The sequence below is a fragment of the Chromobacterium vaccinii genome (assembly GCF_000971335.1).
Taxonomy (GTDB): Bacteria; Pseudomonadota; Gammaproteobacteria; order Burkholderiales; family Chromobacteriaceae; genus Chromobacterium; species Chromobacterium vaccinii.
This window is the reverse complement of the sequence record NZ_JZJL01000066.1, coordinates 1-17109: the sequence shown is the minus strand read 5'-3', so window position 1 is coordinate 17109 and position 17109 is coordinate 1. Positions and strand designations below refer to the sequence as shown.

General features: G+C 53.2%; 16 protein-coding genes. 9 read left to right on the top strand and 7 right to left on the bottom strand.

All coding sequences use genetic code 11. The features are described from left to right. From VL52_RS20995 to VL52_RS24230, 4 genes are all read left to right on the top strand, one after another. On the top strand, positions 1-1442 hold a 1442-nt coding region (locus VL52_RS20995; protein WP_046158874.1), incomplete at its 5' end, for a DUF2345 domain-containing protein. Between the two features lie 3 nt (positions 1443-1445). Next, a complete protein-coding gene (locus VL52_RS20990; RefSeq protein WP_144410359.1) occupies positions 1446-2300 on the top strand; it encodes a DUF4123 domain-containing protein in 855 nt (284 codons plus the stop codon). Between the two features lie 20 nt (positions 2301-2320). After that, a complete protein-coding gene (locus VL52_RS24235) occupies positions 2321-2878 on the top strand; it encodes a DUF3304 domain-containing protein (protein WP_144410358.1) in 558 nt (185 codons plus the stop codon). Positions 2879-2999: 121 nt separating this feature from the next. After that, complete coding sequence (locus tag VL52_RS24230) at positions 3000-4832, top strand: phospholipase effector Tle1 domain-containing protein (RefSeq protein WP_082113872.1); 1833 nt, start codon at positions 3000-3002, stop codon at positions 4830-4832. A 411-nt stretch (positions 4833-5243) separates the two neighbouring features. Here VL52_RS24230 and VL52_RS24225 read toward each other — a convergent pair whose 3' ends face one another. Continuing rightward, positions 5244-6527 (bottom strand): DUF3100 domain-containing protein, encoded by a 1284-nt coding sequence (locus tag VL52_RS24225; protein WP_200896075.1) that lies wholly within the window; start codon positions 6525-6527, stop codon positions 5244-5246. Positions 6528-6628: 101 nt separating this feature from the next. Further along, on the bottom strand, positions 6629-7822 hold the full coding sequence (locus VL52_RS20980) for a M20 aminoacylase family protein (RefSeq protein WP_235429348.1): 1194 nt from the start codon (positions 7820-7822) through the stop codon (positions 6629-6631). Between the two features lie 163 nt (positions 7823-7985). On the opposite strand from VL52_RS20980, the gene VL52_RS24220 reads away from it, so the two are divergent. From VL52_RS24220 to VL52_RS24210, 5 genes are all read left to right on the top strand, one after another. Then, positions 7986-8891: a LysR family transcriptional regulator gene (locus VL52_RS24220; RefSeq protein WP_082113870.1), complete on the top strand. Its 906-nt coding sequence runs from the start codon at positions 7986-7988 to the stop codon at positions 8889-8891. 115 nt (positions 8892-9006) lie between these two features. Beyond that, positions 9007-9267: a hypothetical protein gene (locus tag VL52_RS20975; RefSeq protein WP_046158871.1), complete on the top strand. Its 261-nt coding sequence runs from the start codon at positions 9007-9009 to the stop codon at positions 9265-9267. 32 nt (positions 9268-9299) lie between these two features. Beyond that, positions 9300-9596, top strand: coding sequence for a hypothetical protein (locus tag VL52_RS20970; protein WP_046158870.1), 297 nt, complete (start codon positions 9300-9302; stop codon positions 9594-9596). Between the two features lie 64 nt (positions 9597-9660). After that, positions 9661-11139 (top strand): recombinase family protein, encoded by a 1479-nt coding sequence (locus VL52_RS24215; protein ID WP_082113869.1) that lies wholly within the window; start codon positions 9661-9663, stop codon positions 11137-11139. Between the two features lie 40 nt (positions 11140-11179). Next, positions 11180-12154, top strand: coding sequence for a DUF2971 domain-containing protein (locus VL52_RS24210; protein WP_082113868.1), 975 nt, complete (start codon positions 11180-11182; stop codon positions 12152-12154). Between the two features lie 105 nt (positions 12155-12259). Here the strand turns inward: VL52_RS24210 and VL52_RS24825 are convergent, their stop codons facing one another. The 5 genes from VL52_RS24825 to VL52_RS23580 all read right to left on the bottom strand — a co-directional run bounded on the left by VL52_RS24825 (position 12260) and on the right by VL52_RS23580 (position 17002). After that, positions 12260-12565: a hypothetical protein gene (locus VL52_RS24825; protein ID WP_144410357.1), complete on the bottom strand. Its 306-nt coding sequence runs from the start codon at positions 12563-12565 to the stop codon at positions 12260-12262. 107 nt (positions 12566-12672) lie between these two features. Then, complete coding sequence (locus tag VL52_RS20960; protein WP_200896074.1) at positions 12673-13098, bottom strand: CHAP domain-containing protein; 426 nt, start codon at positions 13096-13098, stop codon at positions 12673-12675. Between the two features lie 88 nt (positions 13099-13186). Further along, positions 13187-13483, bottom strand: coding sequence for a phage holin family protein (locus VL52_RS20955; protein WP_046158868.1), 297 nt, complete (start codon positions 13481-13483; stop codon positions 13187-13189). 28 nt (positions 13484-13511) lie between these two features. Further along, the gene (locus VL52_RS20950; protein ID WP_046158867.1) at positions 13512-13988 is read right to left on the bottom strand and encodes a hypothetical protein; all 477 of its coding nucleotides are present in this window, start codon (positions 13986-13988) and stop codon (positions 13512-13514) included. Further along, on the bottom strand, positions 13985-17002 hold the full coding sequence (locus tag VL52_RS23580) for a pyocin knob domain-containing S74 family peptidase (protein WP_082113867.1): 3018 nt from the start codon (positions 17000-17002) through the stop codon (positions 13985-13987). The genes VL52_RS20950 and VL52_RS23580 overlap by 4 nt, the downstream gene beginning before the upstream one ends. Positions 17003-17109 lie beyond the last annotated feature (107 nt).

Sequence of the window (17109 nt, the reverse complement as noted above, 5' to 3'; positions counted from 1 at the left end):
TCCCGCTAACGCCGGCCTATGCCAACACCCCGCACGCCAAGCCCACCAGCCTAGGCACCCAAACCGCGACCGTGGTCGGCCCGGCCGGCGAAGAAGTCCACACCGACGAACACGGCCGCGTCAAAGTGCAATTCCACTGGCAGCGGCCGGAGGAACACCCGACCATCGGCGCGGGGATGGATGACAAGTCTTCCTGCTGGCTGCGCGTGGCCATGCCTTCGGCCGGCGCGGCGTGGGGGCATCAGTTCATTCCGCGCATCGGCCAGGAAGTGCTAGTCAACTTCATTGAAGGCGATATCGACCGCCCCTTGATTACCGGCGTGCTGTACAACGGCAGCCATCCCACGCCGACATTCAGCGGCGCCGGCAGCCTGCCAGCCAACAAGACGCTATCCGGCATCCAGTCGAAAGAGCACCAGGGTGGCGGCTACAACGAGCTACTGTTCGACGACACGCCCGGCGAAGTCCGCGCCAAGCTGTCCAGCGAGCCAGGCAAAACGCAGCTGAACCAAGGCTTTCTGACTCACCCGCGCAGCGACGGCAAGGCCCAGCCACGCGGCGAAGGCTTCGAACTGCGCACCGACAACCACGGGGCCATTCGCGCCGCGCACGGCCTGTTGCTGTCCACCGAGACGCAGAACGGCGCAGGCGGAAAACAACTGGCGCGCGAACATGCGCAAAACCAGATCAACAGCGCGCTGAGCCTGGCGCAAGTGCTGGGCGAAACCGCCGCCGGCCAGCTGGCCGACACCATGGAAACCGGCCCGGATGCAATCGACCCGGACAACGCCAAGGACGGCGCCAAAGAAAAAGGCAACCTGGCGCACCTGGCCAGCGCGCTGAAGGCATGGGAGGCCGGCACCAACACCAACGGCGGCGGCGGCGAGGCTCCCGGCCAGCAGCCCGTTATCGTTTTGTCCGCCCCGGCCGGCATCGCCAGCCTGACCGAACAGAGCCAGACCCTGGCCGCCGGCCAAAATCTGGATCTGATTTCCCAGCGCGACAGCAACCACACCACCGGCCGGCGCTGGCTGCACAATGCCGGCATGCATATCAGCCTGTTCGTCGCGGGCGTCAAGGACAAGGTGGCATTCAAGCTGATTGCGGCGAAAGGCAAGGTGCAGCTGCAGGCGCAGAGCGACGCCATGGAGCTGACTGCCGACAAGGATTTGACCATCACATCGGCCAAGCAAAAGATTCACGCCAACGCCAAACAAGAAATCCTGCTGAGCAGCGGCGGCGCCTATGTCCGGATCAAGGATGGCAAGATCGAACTGCACGCGCCTGGCAACGTCAGCATCAAGGCCGGCAAACACGACTGGAGCGGGCCGGACAGCTTGAATCCTGCATTACCTGTCTTGCCCAAGGATGTGTGCATCCCCTGCCTATTGAAAGCGATGGCTGCGCGCAGCCCGGTCGCTACTAGCATGCCCGGAGCGTAAGTCATGGAGTTTCTGCAGAACCAAAATACCCCCCAACTACTACCACAGCTGCATCAATGGATGGCCAAATGCGAGGGCGGCTATTATTGCTGGCTGATGGATGGCAGCCAACTCAGCGACAAAGAAAAACGATGGCTACAACGTCGTCAACCCTGGCAAAGAGCACTCGACAACAGCCCAATGGCTCAATTGGAAAACTTCGGCCCACTGATCTGGACACAGCCGCTGCATCTGCAAGACTGGTGGCCCGAATGGCTGGCCATCACGTCCGGCCGCCCGCTGCTCAGCGTGGTGGAGTTCCGCCGCGCGGTCCCGGATAGCGCGTTCTGGCACTGGCTCAGCGACTTCCGCACCGACGACGGGCAAAAGCTGCTGCTGCGCTTTGCCGACACCCACACGCTGGCCAACGTGCTGCCGCTGATGTCGGACGCGCAATTGACGCTGCTCGCCTCCCAGGTCGCGCGCTGGGGCTGGATCGGCCGCACTGGCGAATGGGAAGCGGCCACCCTGCGCGACACGCCCGAGATTCCGGAGCCGTGGGAACCGTTGGAGTTTACGCAAGTGCAGTTTGACCTGATGATGAGACATGCACTACCTGACATGCTAATTCCCTCTTTGGAACATTATTCCGTAATGCTGCCCGAAGAAATAACACCCCACTCCCTGCATCAAAGATTGATAAGTCTTGCTAATGCAATTAACCAATATGGCATTGAAGATGCCGCCAGCCAAGCTTTCTTTGTTCGTACAGCCTTTATGGAAGGTGACGAATTTCATTTAAAGCCAGAATATGCATCAAATTGGTCAAAAACAAAAAATGGCACACCTTGGCTAGAAGTTATATTGAGCGACGCCTAACGCACTATAAAGGTTGAAAATTGAAATCATTTATCTTTTCCGTCATTACAATCCTTTCAATGATGCTTCTTCAAGGATGCGAAGAAAAAAAGGAATCATCGTCGAGCGATGCTCCAATGCAAGTATTTAACTATACAGATCATGTCATAACATCCGCTTGGATAAATGGAGAGTGGGCCGGTCGGTCACGCACCAACGAGAATGGTGGCACGACCTGCTGCGTAAAAATTCCTGATACTTATCACCCAGGAATAACCATGACTGTAACTTGGGAGCGAAATGCTTGCATATCCAGCAATAAAGAGTGTTATGAAAAATATGGGAAAAAGGATTTGGACTTTCCACAAATTAAGTTACAAAAAACTATCACACTCCCCCCATATGACACCAAAGAAGTCAGTGAATTACAAATAGCGTTTCTACCAAATGATGAAGTCCGGGTTTATGCTGACAATCGAGGCTTTGAAAGACTAGACCATCCATCCGTTGCGGAGTTTGGAAATCTGCTGCAAGACGGCCCGCGTCCGCTTGAAAAGCTATGGGTAAATATAACTGGCAAACAAGGAGCAAGCAATTGAGCGTACAAAATGCACCCTTGCCAAAATTATCCGATGGCAAAATTGATGTCGCTAACTCCTTCTTCAAAAAGAGTCAATTAACAAGCGAAAAAAAAGCAACTCCAAACTGCATCGTAAATCCATGGGTTACATTTTTTTTGACGGAACAAATAACAACAGAGATCGCGATTTAACTGAAGCAATGCAGGCCGGAAAACCAAGAAATCAATGCGAGCACTCTAATATTGTATCCCTTTTTGAAATAGCCAAAAACAATCCAAAAGAACATTTATTTAGCCATTACATACAAGGCGTCGGCACTATTTTTAAGAACATTGGAGAAGAAGAGCCTGATGATAAAGGTCTTGCAATGGCAAAAGGTGGGAGCAAAAGAATTAGCTACGCCCTTCTTCAGCTATGCAATTCCATTAGCTACTCGTTCAATATAAAGAGAATTTTCTCCATGGACGACTTCAAAAAGGGTTTGCCCGTTGAAGAAATATCTACTGAACCAGCCAATGCCAATAAATTCACTGCCTTACCCTCAGATATTAAAAAAGCACTAACAAAGCTCTCTATCACTATTGGGGATAACAAAACCAAGCCGACAATTGGCATTGTAAACGTAGCTGTGTTTGGCTTTTCTCGCGGGGCTGCAGAAGCAAGATCATTTGCTAGAGTACTAGAGCTTTGCTGTGAAAAAAAGGGAGATGTCTGGCTGTTTGCCAAATGTATACCTATACAGCTATATTTCATGGGGATTTTTGACACTGTCGCCTCCGTGGGCTTAGCGCATTCAACCCCCGCGCTAGGTCGCTCTCCAGGAAAATCAGCTGACGGTGTAATTGATGGTCAAATGGATTGGGCCAAGCCATATTTTTTGAAAGTTACTGAATTTACAAAAATGTGCCGACACTATGTCGCAGCCCATGAAATTCGGTACTCCTTCCCGCTTACTAGCATTAGACACAGCGATGGCTCTATTCCAACTAATGCGATAGAAGTCGTTTATCCGGGTTCACACTCGGATGTTGGCGGTGGATATGGCCCAGGCGATCAAGGAAAATCAATTGGAAATAGAAGCAAGTTATTAAGTCAAATCCCCTTGCTAAACATGTACAACGATGCAATTTCCGCTGGCACCCCATTTAGACCCTTAGCCTCTTTGAAAGAAGATGACTCCCTAAAGCAAGATTTTATATGTGACCCAGTGCTACTACAACGATTCAGCGCATACATGGCATGGGCTGGAGGGAGTGGTTCGCTTGTAGAAGACAAGCTTTACAATCACCTGAAAAAGTACTGGCAATGGCGATTTGCCACTAGCGCTCATTTTATGCAACAAGATTGCATGAAGAAATTAAGCAAGTCTACTGGACGTGGCAGTCGGGCCGACAAGCAAGATTTGGAAGACATGAGGGCAAGCGATCAAGATTGGATAAAGGACTCACAAAGCCCGAATGGGCTATCCTCTGATGAAGTCAAAGAATTACGCGAGATACAAAGACAGGCACAACAAACAAAGATTCCACAGCAAGTTCACGACTTTTTCGACCAACATGTTCATGACTCACATGCTTCATTTTACATGTTGGGGCCGACAACTGTTTGGCAGAGGAAAAAACACGTTGCACTTGCCATGAAACGGCGTGAGCGAATTCAAAAAAATGGCCCGATGCGAATAGGACAAAGTGGCTATCCAACCGGAGAGCTACCACTCTTCCCGTATGAAGATGCTCTTTTAAAAAACTGCCCTAGTCAGTCCACTGACCCTGCCAAAATTGATGTTTCAAACTTCCCTGTTGTTACAGATGCGGACTTTCCCGCCATGGCCAGAGCAGAAGGCATACCAAGCCAGGTTGCGAGTGCAATGACTAATACGCGTCGTGAGGTAGGAGGACACGCACACCAACGGGCAACCTTCGTGGGTAGCAAGGCTATGTATGGCAAGCCCAAACACTCAAAGGTTAATTGATCAAGGCATCGTCGCTTCTTATGTGTTGCCAATCAGGGAAGACAGCTGTATGCTGGCGATTGACTCCCACTTGTAAGCGGGAGTAGAAAAAAAGGGCCGCATTAAGCGGCCCCAAGGGGTAGAACACTGAAGCCCTGGCATTAGAGACTTCAGCCCACAAATAATAACATACGCATTATATTAAGCCAATAAAAAACAGCCGCTTTTATGCGGCTGTTTTCTTTTTACCACGCCCAATTAATTCAAGTCACACCTCAGTTATTTTAATTCAAGCACCAATATACAGCCGTGCCATAACAAGAGAATCCAGATAATAAAAACGGCTGCATTTCTGCAGCCGTTCGCTTTACCACCCCCAATTACTTCAACCACACTGCATCATCTTCTTTATTTATTCTGCCACACCTGATTTTAATGCGTGCCCAACAAAGCAAATAACAAATCACTGACCAAAGCCGACCCGAGGAACGTCCCACCAAATACCAGCATGGCGACAATCATCAAACGCCAGCCATCCCTTTTAAATATCGTGACTTCCTGCTTTGTCAGCGCCAAGCCGGCATACGCCAGAACCAGCGTCGCGCATGACAGCGCGTCCACCTGGCTAAACCATTGGTTGCGCAAATCCGCGCTAGGCAGGCCCGGCAAGCTGGCCAACACGCCCACAATGGAAATCCATATCAGCGTCGAAATCTTGAACGGCAAATAGCGGTTCAGGAAGTACCCGCTCAAGCAAATGCCCAGCATCAACGCCACTCCCGGCGCCACCATCACCAGTTCTTTCTTAGGCCCCATGACATGGCTCAGCACAATGATGGCACCCGCCATCAACATATTGCTGACAAAGCCGGCGACACCCAGCTTAGGCTCCTCCGTCTTCACCACCTCAATATCAGATTCATGGATGGCAGCCGCCGCCTGACGTGGCTTGCGCAGCTTGCTCAACACCTTGTACAAGCCGTTGGCGAACGGCAACGCCACGTACATACCGAAAATAACGCCGGTTGCCGATGTCAGCAGATTACTAGCCGCCGCCAGCGCAAACAGTTCATCCTTATGCGCGGGCAGGATGGCTGTCAGCGTGGCGGCGCAAGCGGCCATCATGCTGCCGCTACCGACGCCGCAGGCGATGCCCAACGCCTTATTGCTGAACACGTCCCAGGAGAAGACCAGCGGCACCAACAGCGAGAAAAAGATCGTGCCGAACATCGTCCCTATCGCGTACACGCTCAGCGTTCCCATGCCTTCCAGACTGCGCAGGCCGTAGCGCTCGGAAATGACGGCAATGTTTGGCTCCCGATCAATGGAGAAGGTCGCCCCTACCGCCTCGCGCCCCATGCGGAACAGCAGCACAGCAACCGGCATGGCCACTAGGGAAGTCGCCACGTTGCCGATCTCATGGAAGACCAACACCGGCCCGGCCGCGATAATCGCTTTGATCTGCGGCCCCAGCAAGGTCGCCAGCTTGGCCCCCAGCGGCAACACCGCAATCAGTATCACCTGACTGAGCGAGTTGCCGACCGTCGGCCGCACCCAGCGGGCCGCCAGCGGATTGACGCTTGGGTTACAGATAGCGCCCAGAACAAAAGCGTACAGCAGGGGCAACAGAATGATATTGCCCTTGCCGACCGCGAACTTTTGCACATAGATCAGCTCGGCAATGATGACGATGCCTATCGTGATCAGGTGTGCCAACTTGTTAAACCCTATGCCGCCTACCCCTTCCAACTCCCTGTACTGCTCTACGCCTGCATGTGCCATTTTTTTCTTTCTGCAGTTTCGCTATGAACCCCGGCTTAAGGCGCCAGGACCGTTTCCACCAGCTTCACCCAATACGCGGCGCCCACGGATAGCGCCTGATCATTGAAGTCGTAATGCGGATGATGCAGGCCCGCGCGATGCTCTCCCCCACCCACGCCCAACCAGGCATAGCAGCCCGGTCGACGCTGCAGCATGAAGGCGAAGTCTTCGGACCCCATCGACGGCCGCTGATTGGTCTTGATGTTTTCCGGCCCCAGCAAGGCCGCGGCGACTTCAATCGCTTGCCGGGCTTCCGCCTTGGTATTGATCGTGGCCGGGTAGCGATACCAGTAATCCAGCTCAGCCTCGACACCCATGGCCAAAGCCACTTGATCGACCACTTCACGCATCCGGGCTTCGATCAGGGCTTGCACAGACGTTGAGGCATGTCGCACCGTGCCGCGCAATACTGCACGCTCTGGCAGAATGTTCCAGGTGGACCCGGCTTCCACTTGCGTAATCGAAAGCACAACCGGGTCTAAGGGATCGACGTTACGGCTGACGATGGTTTGCAGCATGTTCACCAACTGCGCTTGCGCCACCACCACGTCATTGACCCGATTCGGCATCGCCGCATGGCCACCTTGGCCACGCAGGCGGATTTCGAAAATATCGAAGGCGAACATAATCGGCCCCGGATGCGTCGCCATCTGGCCAACCGGCAAATCTGGCCAGTTATGCAAGCCATAGACGCTATCCACCGGGAAGCGCTCGAACAGGCCGTCATCCAACATGTCACGGGCGCCGCCTTCATTCTCTTCCGCCGGCTGGAAAATGAAATGCACGACGCCGTCAAAATCCTTGCTATTGGCCAAATGCCGCGCTGCGCCCAGCAGCATCGCGCAATGGCCATCATGGCCGCACGCATGCATGCGGCCTTTATGCTCAGAGCGATAAGGCAAGTCGCCCTCTTCCTGCAGATGCAGGGCGTCCATGTCCGCCCGCAGCCCAATAGCGCGCGTTCCCTTCCCCGCCCGCAGCGTACCCACAACACCGGTTTTACCAATCCCGGTTTCCACTTCCAGTCCAAAGCTGCGCAGTAACTCAGCTATTTTCCCTGCCGTGCGATGCTCTTGAAATGCTGTTTCAGGGTGGCGATGGATGTCATGCCGCCAAATGGCCATATCCCGCGCTTCCTCATCAGATATTTTGTCAAAGCCGGTTACTCGAACATGTGCAATAGCTTCCACTTTCCCCCCTTTAAATCCTTATCAGGACTATCAATGCACTCGCTTGAGCCGCATAAGAACCATGTCATAATGAGGGGCAATTCTAACCATCCATCAACTAATCGCCAATATCACAGATTAAAAATTTTGTTGCAGGCAGCGCAACAGGACTAATAGGGAATGTATGGAATTTAATGATATTAATGTTAGATATTTTTTTGAGGCCACCCGACTTGGAGGCATTCGGGCCGCTGCCGACTACCTCGATGTCTCACCATCCGCAGTTAGCCGCCACATCACCCAACTTGAAAATGAGCTAGGCATTGCATTATTTGAACGCCATCGCAGGAACATGATTCCAACACTGGAAGGTAATATTTTACTGGAATACTACAAGAGACATCAGACTGAACAAGAAACCGTAAAAACACGCTTGCAGGAAATTAAAGGTATTCATCGTGGCCATGTCGGTATCGTGACGGGCGGTGGGGTGATAGAGGATTTACTTGAGGCGACCAAAATATTCAGTAAGCAATATCCAAACATCACATACAATGTAGACATCCATGGCACCAATGACATCATAAGCGCCATCGTTACAGACAAAGCTCATATTGGTATTGTTTTTTATTCAATGCCCAACCCACACCTTAGAGTGCATCGAACTTCTATTCAGCCCCTTTATGCAATAGCGGCTCGCGGCCATCCGCTGACCAATGAAACGCAACCGATTAGCTTTGCCCGTTTAGTACAAGAAAAAATCATCATGCCAGATATAAGCTTTGGCGTTCGGCAGATTCTACGCGATGCAGAAAAGAAAGAACGCTGCGAAATTATCCCCTACATTCAAACGAATAGCTTTGCTGTCATGATAGCGTTTGCCATTGCGGGGGAAGGTATCACAATTCAACCAAAATTCTCGGTGCGAAAAGAAATTGAAAATGGCAGTTTAGTCGCCATCCCTATTCAACAGAAAAATCTTGAACAAGCAGAGTTACACCTAATCACACACCAAGGGCGCCAGCTAGGCATAGGCCCAGCCCGCTTACTAGATATTCTTGCCAATAACATGCCCGCTTTCGTAGGCTGAAAAATAGTGACTGGCTCAACCTACCCACTTGACTTAGCCCCATTGGGGCTATAGAATTCGGCTCATAGGGTAGCGCATCAGGCGCAGCCCGCCACCCCTGAAAAGGAAGATAAAAATGGCAAGCTCCATCGCACAAGAAATTCACAGCCTGAAAATGCTGAGCGCGCAAATTGAATCCTTAATTAAAAAGGAAACCGGCGCAGAAATAGAATGGACATTCCGGGGAAAAGAAAATGAGAGGTTCACAATCTCAGGTGCTCCCCACGATGTGAATACTGCGGTGGCCTTCTCTGCCCAAATGAAATCTTTACGACTTGAAGAACCCATCGTTTACGACGAAGAACTAGATACGTCCTTCGCCTACTTATGTAAATAAAATAGGGGCCTCGCATTGCGAGGCTTTTTCACATGAAAATTATCGAAAACTATACCGCCCCCACCACTGACGACCTTGCCAATCTGCGAAAAGCTCTTGGCTTTCAAGGCGAGGACATGGCGCACCTTGCGGGCGTGTCGGGCAGTAGCCAATGGAGAAAATACACTGGCGGTGCAGAGCCAAGAAAAATGAGCCTGCATATGCTGTTTTACACTGCAGCGCGCCTAACCCTGCCAGAACATGAAGTCCTTCAAGTTTTAGATAAAATGCGTGAAATAGGCGCAACATTTGATTATAACGACACCTCTAAAAAGACAGAGGAACAATAAATCTTCTGGCTTCTATCCTATTCCTCGATAGAACCAGCCTTCTCTCAGGATCATAAAAATAACAATGGACCAAGTAAAAGTATATAGTTATTTGCGTTTCAGTGACCCGCGTCAATCTACAGGGACGTCTATAGACAGGCAGACTCAATATGCGCGCCAATGGGCTGAAAAAAATGGTTTACAAGTGGATGATACGCTCAGCCTACGGGATGAAGGACTCAGCGCTTATCACCAAAAACATATTAAGCAGGGTGCACTAGGAACCTTCCTAGAAGCTGTCAAAGATGGACTTATAGCGGAAGGTTCATTTCTCATTGTCGAAAGCTTAGACAGACTTAGCCGGGCAGAACCCATTCTGGCGCAGAGTCAGCTAGCTCTAATCATTAATTCCGGCATTACGGTTGTCACTGCCAGCGACAACAAAGAATACAATCGCGAGCACCTGCGGAACAATCCGATGGACTTGGTTTATAGTCTATTGGTGATGATTCGCGCCCACGAAGAAAGCGATATCAAATCCAAACGCGTTAAAGCCGCATTAAAAACTAGGCTTAAAGAATGGATTAATGGCACCTATCGCGGCCGCATTGCCGCCGGCAGCACGCCGCAATGGCTGAGCTGGTCAAATGATCATTGGGAAACCATCGAAGACCGCGCCAAAGCTTACCAGATTGCTGTTAAGTTATATCGTCAGGGCAAGACTTCAAAATCCATTATTCACCACCTTAAAAACCTTGGGTTAGTCATGAATGGGAATGGCCTGCCCAAGCCCAACAACTTAGCTACGCTTCTCAGAAATCCCGCGCTAACTGGCGTCAAGATTGTAAGCGTTGATGGTGAAAGATTTGAATTAGATGGCTACTACCCGGCACTCATCAGCAACCGGGACCGCAAGGCATTGTTTTTGCCTCGCCATAAAAAACATAGAAAGCCAGAGGACATTGCAAGCGTAGTCACTGGCTCTAACTTGCTACGCTGCGGTTATTGTGATTCTGCCGTTGTGGGCGGCAACTCGCTTCAGAGAAATAAAAGACCAAACGGCGCACCGCAAAATGGCCATAGAAGACTTCATTGCTGCGGAAATAACAAGCCTAAAAGGCGTAAATGTACAACAAGAGCGTCTTGCTCTGTTGTCCCTGTTGAAAATGCCATCATTGACTACTGCAGCCACTCACAGAATTTGCAGCCTTCGCTTGAAAAGCCACATACCATTCTGGCCGAAGACTTGACCAAACTAATGGATGGCGTCAATGCATTAGATTTTGACGCTAGAGAAATGGCGCAGCACCTAATCAAAGAGACATTCCAAAAGATTATCATCTATATGAATGGCTTTACTCCAACAAAAGCAAATGGTCCGACACATACTCTGCCACCGATTGACTTAACGCTGATCCCTAAGCATGGCGAGCCGCAAGCATTGCATGTCAATCGAAAAACGGGAGAATGGGCAATTGATGACTCCCGAACACATCGACCACGCCTTGTTAAAGTTTTCGATCAGGCCATAGAAAATAGCGATCCGACAGATAACAAGCAATAAGCTTAGAGCCGTCTCTAAACATTTCACAGAAAGAAATAGAATGAAAAACCCGATACTAAAGCCTAGCCAGCAAAATCTTTACAATATTTGGCTCGAAGAAAAACTACGCCACATTAACCCACAAGAATTATCCGCTAGCGACAAAAGAGTTGCTGATAAATTCCTCAACGAACCCAAAGCCGAAAGAATTAGAATATTAAAAGAGCAATGCAATGGATTACCCCATCACTTCTACAAATATCTTGCCCATCCTTTCATAACAACGAATGAAGAGGAAATTAAAGAAAAGAAGAGAAGATTAGAATCTATTCTTCTTCACAATCAATTATTTCTTTCCTCTCACACAGATTTCAACGACCCCTTTGATGTCTATCCTCACTATAAAAAAGATTGTGGCATTAAAGACATTCGCCAATACGTTATCAATTCAATGAAAATTCTTGATAACAATCCCAAACCCAGCGAATCTCAAATAAGCATTCACACCCATCAAATTTCACAAAATGTAGCGCAATTTACTGAAAATCTCATATCAAACCTAAGGCAAGCCTGCGCAAATACTGGTATTTTTTGCGCCACAACAGATGCTGAAAATATTCTTATGTGGTCACACTATACAAATTACCACCAAGGAATCTGCATAGAGTTTGACAACACAGAAGACATAGAAATGGCGACGCTATTCCAGCAAGTTGAATACCAAACAAATAATATGCGCCCCGTAATTAACCCCTACATATCCAGCACACCTGACGATTACGACGTTTACAACCTTCACAAAGCAAGTGCATGGAAATACGAAAACGAGTGGAGAATCGCCCTAGCAAACACGAAGCACACATCTATGAGCTTTAACCCTGCATACATAAGCAAAGTCATACTCGGCGTTAAAGCTGCGCAAGAAACAGTAGATTACATTCATAGCATTAATGAACAACGAAAAGAAAACACCCTGCCAACATTTGAAATTAAACAAGCCTACATGGCAGATCATGAATTCAAAATCTTGCATTAAATAACAAGCCCCTTTCGGGGCTTGTTTTTTTACCTCACCGTCACACTGCGGCAACTCGCATAGATAAACAGAACATCAATATACCCCTTCGCAACGGCATCCCAACTATCCACCATCACCGGCTCCAGCTGCGGACACGACTTGGCCAAGTTGACCGGAAGCGGCGGCATTGGCGGCCTCGATGGCGGCATTGAGTTCGCGCAACCTGTCAGCACCAGGGCGACACTCAGCAGGCAATGGCTGCTTTTCCACAACATGGTTATACCTTTCTAGAATTTGTGGCTGCGCTTGGCGCAATGCGCTCAACGTGGCTTCAATCCGCTGTGATAGCGCATGCAGCCGTTCCGTCTCAGCCCGGTAGCCTTTTAGATCGGCGCGGGCCTCGGCCGCCCCTCGCCTCGCATCGGCCATTGCCCATTGCTGGCGTATCGCGTCAGCTCCCTGACCATATGCCCACCAGACTGACCCAAGCCAGCCCACGACCACCACAACGCCGACAACCGCCCGCAAATGCCCATTCACAGTCCCACCCGCAGAAAACCCTTGCACAGCTTCGCGCTGCGCACGCGCCTGCAGACGGCGTAGCCTTCGCGCCCGCCGCTGGCGTTGGTGTTGCCCTCGATCGTCAGCAACCTGTCGCCATCCACCCTCTCAACGATGCCGGTATGCCCCAGCCCCTTGCCGAAATCCATGACGAACACGTCGCCAGGCTGCGGCGCGCTCACGCGCAGCGCTGGGCGTTCGTTCCATTGCCGCAATACCCCGCCAGTCTTCAACAACGGATTGACGGCGCCGGTCTCATCCGCCGCGCGCTGGGCGCACCAATAGACGAAGGCCATGCACCAGGCCGCAGGAAACCCGATCCCCACCGCCTGCAGGTACTGACGCACCTTCGGCCCATCGTTGGAGCCGCGCGGCTGTTCCTCAACGCCTAATTGAGTCATTGCGGTTTGCACCAATTCCATATCATCCCCTTAGAAACAACAAAGCCCGCATCTGCGGGCATTTTTAATTCACTAAACTGCGTTACTGCTAACTGCCAAATTTATTGGCCTGCTTTTTAAGCCATGCCTCCAACCACTGCGCCCCCAAGATACCCACGACAGAACCGGCTCCCACCAATGCCGGCAAAGGCATATCCGGAAACCGCATCAATACCAGGCCGGCAACCGTAGAAGTCGCGCCACCCAAAATCGCACGCCCGACAGCCAGACGGGCCGTAATTTGCTCGCCACTTACCAGCATCTTGGCCAAGGCGATAGAAGCCCCGACCACTGCCAGCATGATCACAATTAAAAGTGCCGCGACCCCTTTTCCAATCTCCTGCATGACACCTCGCTGATTACATATCATCATTTCACTTGCGCCACTGGAAGGTAATCGACAAAACAGGACTCACGCCCATCAACGCATCGTCTCTCAACCTTCTAACCGTACATTGCCATTGCACCCCTACGACCGGCTCCCGGCATTCAACCACTAGCGTCTTTAATTTATCGCGCCCGTTTTGCACTCTAACTTTTGGATTAACCTTGCCGACTTGCTCCCATTGATATTTCATCGCCTCGATCCCGGCATAGCGAACGATGCAATCCACTGGATTAGACTGAAACCAGCCGCCTACTACCTTTTCCGAATAGTCTTCTATTTTCGTGAGCGCAATTTCTACCTCCACTTGCTTACCTATAAAGTCCTTTGCGGAATAGGCTCCGTTCCCGACTTTCGCTAAGCGTCGGAACTCGGCCTCGCCTGCATTTCCTGCCGCCCCCTCGGCTCGCTCAATTTCAAGATTCAGCTCCCGCGCTGAAAACGCCCCGCTGGCCGGCAACGTCATGCGGCCTCCAGCTGAGCAATGCGGGCCTCTAACTGTTCGAAATTGCGCTGTTGCTCTTTCAGCGCCTCTACCAGCAAGCCAACCAAATTGCCGTAAGCGACCGTCAACGTTTTGGCCTCGTCCGCCGCCTCGATCACCGCTTCCGGCTGCACTGCCTGCACTTCCTGCGCGATCAGCCCCACCTGGCGCGCGCCGGTATCGGTTCGGGTGAAGGTGTAACCATTGAGGCGTCGGACCTTGTCCAACGCGTCCGCAATCGGCTCGATGTCGGTCTTAAGTCTCCGATCCGAAAACCACGTCACGTTACCGGAGGCCGTCATGTCGCCGGTCTTGGTATCGACAAACCATCGCCACTCATCGGCCGACCAGCCACCCAGGCCGAACACGCCATCATGACGAAGCGCCAGCTTGACCGCCCACACACCCGGCACATGAAAAGCCATGGCGGCAGTCTGCTTGTCGCCATTCCCATTAATATTAGCGCGCACCTCTAGCGCGGCGGCTTGATCACCCTTTGCCATCGCGCAGGCCAGATTGCCCGTCAGCAACTTATTACGCGCCTCAATATTGCCTGCCGCCCGGTAGTCGTTGCCCTGCCACAGATGCGGCATATCATTGACGCCCGGGCCGCCAAGGTGAAGCACCACTTGCGCCACGGCATCATCATTGCCGCCCTTGCACACCGCCAGCGCCGCCAGTTGCCGCTGCTGGCCTTCCTGCACCGCTCGCCAAACCGTATAGGCTTGTCCACTCGACGGGCAGGCGACTTGCAGACCACCCCAGCGCGCATCTGTCGCCCAATCCTTCCAGGAACTGCCGTTCGGCTGAGACGTCAGCGGCGCGAGAAACCGCTTGTTGCCCGTTACCTGCTGATCCCCGGCCAGCGCCAACAGGTCAGCCGCCTGCAACCCGTCCACGGTATCGGCATTCAGGCCGGACCCCGGACCGTGGTTTTTGTCATGCCAGACTTTCGCCCACGCGCCCCAACGCTCGTTATAACGACTGCGGAAATACAGCTGCGTGTTGTCCGGGTGATAGGTCTGGTACTGCTGAAACGTCATGCTGCCCTGCTCTAGCACCGACAACGCGCCGGCCACTGCCCACGGGTAATTGCTGCCTGTTGACGCGTTCGCGTTGGCTCCCTGCCAGAACCAGCCGTTTTGCCGACACGTGTTCAGATCAACGTCTTTGCCCAGGGCCTGCCGATGCATCAACAGCGCGCCATCGTTGCCGGTATGCCAATGACGGTTCCAATCGCTCCACGTGCCGTTTTCAAGCCGCGCCTCGTACACCTCGCCGCCCCATGCGCGGTATGTCAGCACTCCCCATTTGTCGCTCAGATAGTTGACCGTGAACATGCCATTGCTACCGCTGCCCGGTACGCCCTTGACGCCTTTTCCGCCATCGGCCTGCGCGTGATAAAAGCCGTTCGCGCGCTTGTCGGTCAGCTCGCCGCTGCCGATGTTGCGCGCATTGCCGCCCATGCCGTAGCTGGCCAGGTCCTGCGCCTCCAGCTTCTTGGCCAGCTGGCTAGCGACGGTATCGGAGAATTTGGCGTCGTTGTTCAGCGCCGCGCCCAGCTCTTTCAACGTGTTCAGCGCTTCCGGCGCGCTGTCCACGATCTTCGCCACGGCAGCGTCAACATAGGGCTTGTCCGCGAACTTGTTTTCCAGCAGGCCATAGGCCGGCGTCTTGATTCGCCCCTGCTGGTCCACTTCCAGGATGTTCTTGCTGTTGATGAACAGCGCCAGGTTCTTCGTCCCGGTCATGGGCTTGTCGCCTTCATAGTCTGCAAACAGACCCGTGTCGGCGTCATCATCAAACCCATAGCCGACCACCGACGAATCCCCCCTATCCGGGTAGCCCTTGCCGGCGCGGACGGTATCCGCCCGCGACTGGCCGACCACATCCAGCCGGCTCGGCATGCCGGCGCGGCCAATCCGCACCCGGCCGCCTTCCTGATGCAACAGGGTATCGGACCCGCTCGCGCCAATCCGATGCTGTATCGTCGCGCTGCCGTCGCCGACGTGGATATCCACCAGCGCCGGCCCCTTCGTCGTCACATTGCGGAACACCCGCAGCGACGCACCAGACACGCCATCCAGCGGCTGCGGGTCCAGATCGATCATCGCGCCGCCGGTCGCGGCCTGCGCGAACAGCCGGCCGTTGCCGTCGCTATGCACCACATCCAGCGACACAAAGCCCTTGTCCGGCGACTTGGCCGAATTGACCCGCACCGGGTCGCCCTTGCGCGCCGCCCAGCCGGTAATTTTTCGGGCCTCCTCGACGGCCTGCGCAACATCGCTGATGGACGCCGCGCTGGCCGCCGCAGCCGTGGCGCTGTCGCCGCCGGCCTTGGCGCTGGCCGCCGCAGCGGCTGCGCTGGCTGCGGCGTTCTTCTCGCTGCTCGCGCTCGCGCCCTGGCTGGTCTTGGCAGCGTCCTGGCTGGCCTTCGCTGCCGCCTGGCTGGCCTTGGCCGCCTTCTCGCTGGCCGCCGCGTTCTTCTCGCTTTCCGCCGCCGCGTTGCGCGAGGCGATCAGATCGGCGGAATTGTCCACCACCACCTTGCGCGCCGCCTCCATCGCGCCCAGGCCCTCCCTAGCCCCGCGACTGATGGCCAGCCAGGACATCACCTGCTTCCCCTCGCCCAGCTCGTCGTAAAGCATCGCCTGATCGTTGTCGGTCAACAGCACATCGCGGAAGCCGGCCAGCGTCACCATCCAGCGCCGCTGCATCTTGGCCAGCTCGGCCGCCACTTCGCCCAGCGGCGAGCCGGTGAAGTTGCGAACGATGGCGTAAGCCTGGCCGGCCGCGTTGCCGCCCGCGTAGGGCGTGCGCAGCTGCAAGGCGGCATCGCTCGCCGTGGCGATTTCATATAGCTTGCCATCCGGGCCAATCAGGATATCCCCCGGATTAGCCTGGCCCGACCATTTCGTATCCAGGCCACTTACGGTCAATGCCCCCTGCTGCACGCTGATCTTGCCGACCCGATACCACGCAACATCCGTTGCCATTTCATTCACCCATAAAAAAAGCCCGCCGAAGCGGGCATCAACTTGAATTCAATTACACGTACAAACTGGCATCGGTAATCATGACGGTTTGCGAAATGCAGTCCATT

Bases quoted from the DNA above. Each gene is read 5' to 3' on its own strand.
- VL52_RS20990 (WP_144410359.1), top strand. From the start codon at position 1,446: ATGGAGTTTCTGCAGAACCAAAATACCCCCCAACTACTACCACAGCTG.
- VL52_RS24230 (WP_082113872.1), top strand. From the start codon at position 3,000: ATGGGTTACATTTTTTTTGACGGAACAAATAACAACAGAGATCGCGAT.
- VL52_RS24220 (WP_082113870.1), top strand. From the start codon at position 7,986: ATGGAATTTAATGATATTAATGTTAGATATTTTTTTGAGGCCACCCGA.
- VL52_RS20975 (WP_046158871.1), top strand. From the start codon at position 9,007: ATGGCAAGCTCCATCGCACAAGAAATTCACAGCCTGAAAATGCTGAGC.
- VL52_RS20970 (WP_046158870.1), top strand. From the start codon at position 9,300: ATGAAAATTATCGAAAACTATACCGCCCCCACCACTGACGACCTTGCC.
- VL52_RS24215 (WP_082113869.1), top strand. From the start codon at position 9,661: ATGGACCAAGTAAAAGTATATAGTTATTTGCGTTTCAGTGACCCGCGT.
- VL52_RS24210 (WP_082113868.1), top strand. From the start codon at position 11,180: ATGAAAAACCCGATACTAAAGCCTAGCCAGCAAAATCTTTACAATATT.
- VL52_RS24825 (WP_144410357.1), bottom strand. From the start codon at position 12,565: ATGGCCGATGCGAGGCGAGGGGCGGCCGAGGCCCGCGCCGATCTAAAA.
- VL52_RS20960 (WP_200896074.1), bottom strand. From the start codon at position 13,098: ATGACTCAATTAGGCGTTGAGGAACAGCCGCGCGGCTCCAACGATGGG.
- VL52_RS20955 (WP_046158868.1), bottom strand. From the start codon at position 13,483: ATGCAGGAGATTGGAAAAGGGGTCGCGGCACTTTTAATTGTGATCATG.
- VL52_RS20950 (WP_046158867.1), bottom strand. From the start codon at position 13,988: ATGACGTTGCCGGCCAGCGGGGCGTTTTCAGCGCGGGAGCTGAATCTT.
- VL52_RS23580 (WP_082113867.1), bottom strand. From the start codon at position 17,002: ATGGCAACGGATGTTGCGTGGTATCGGGTCGGCAAGATCAGCGTGCAG.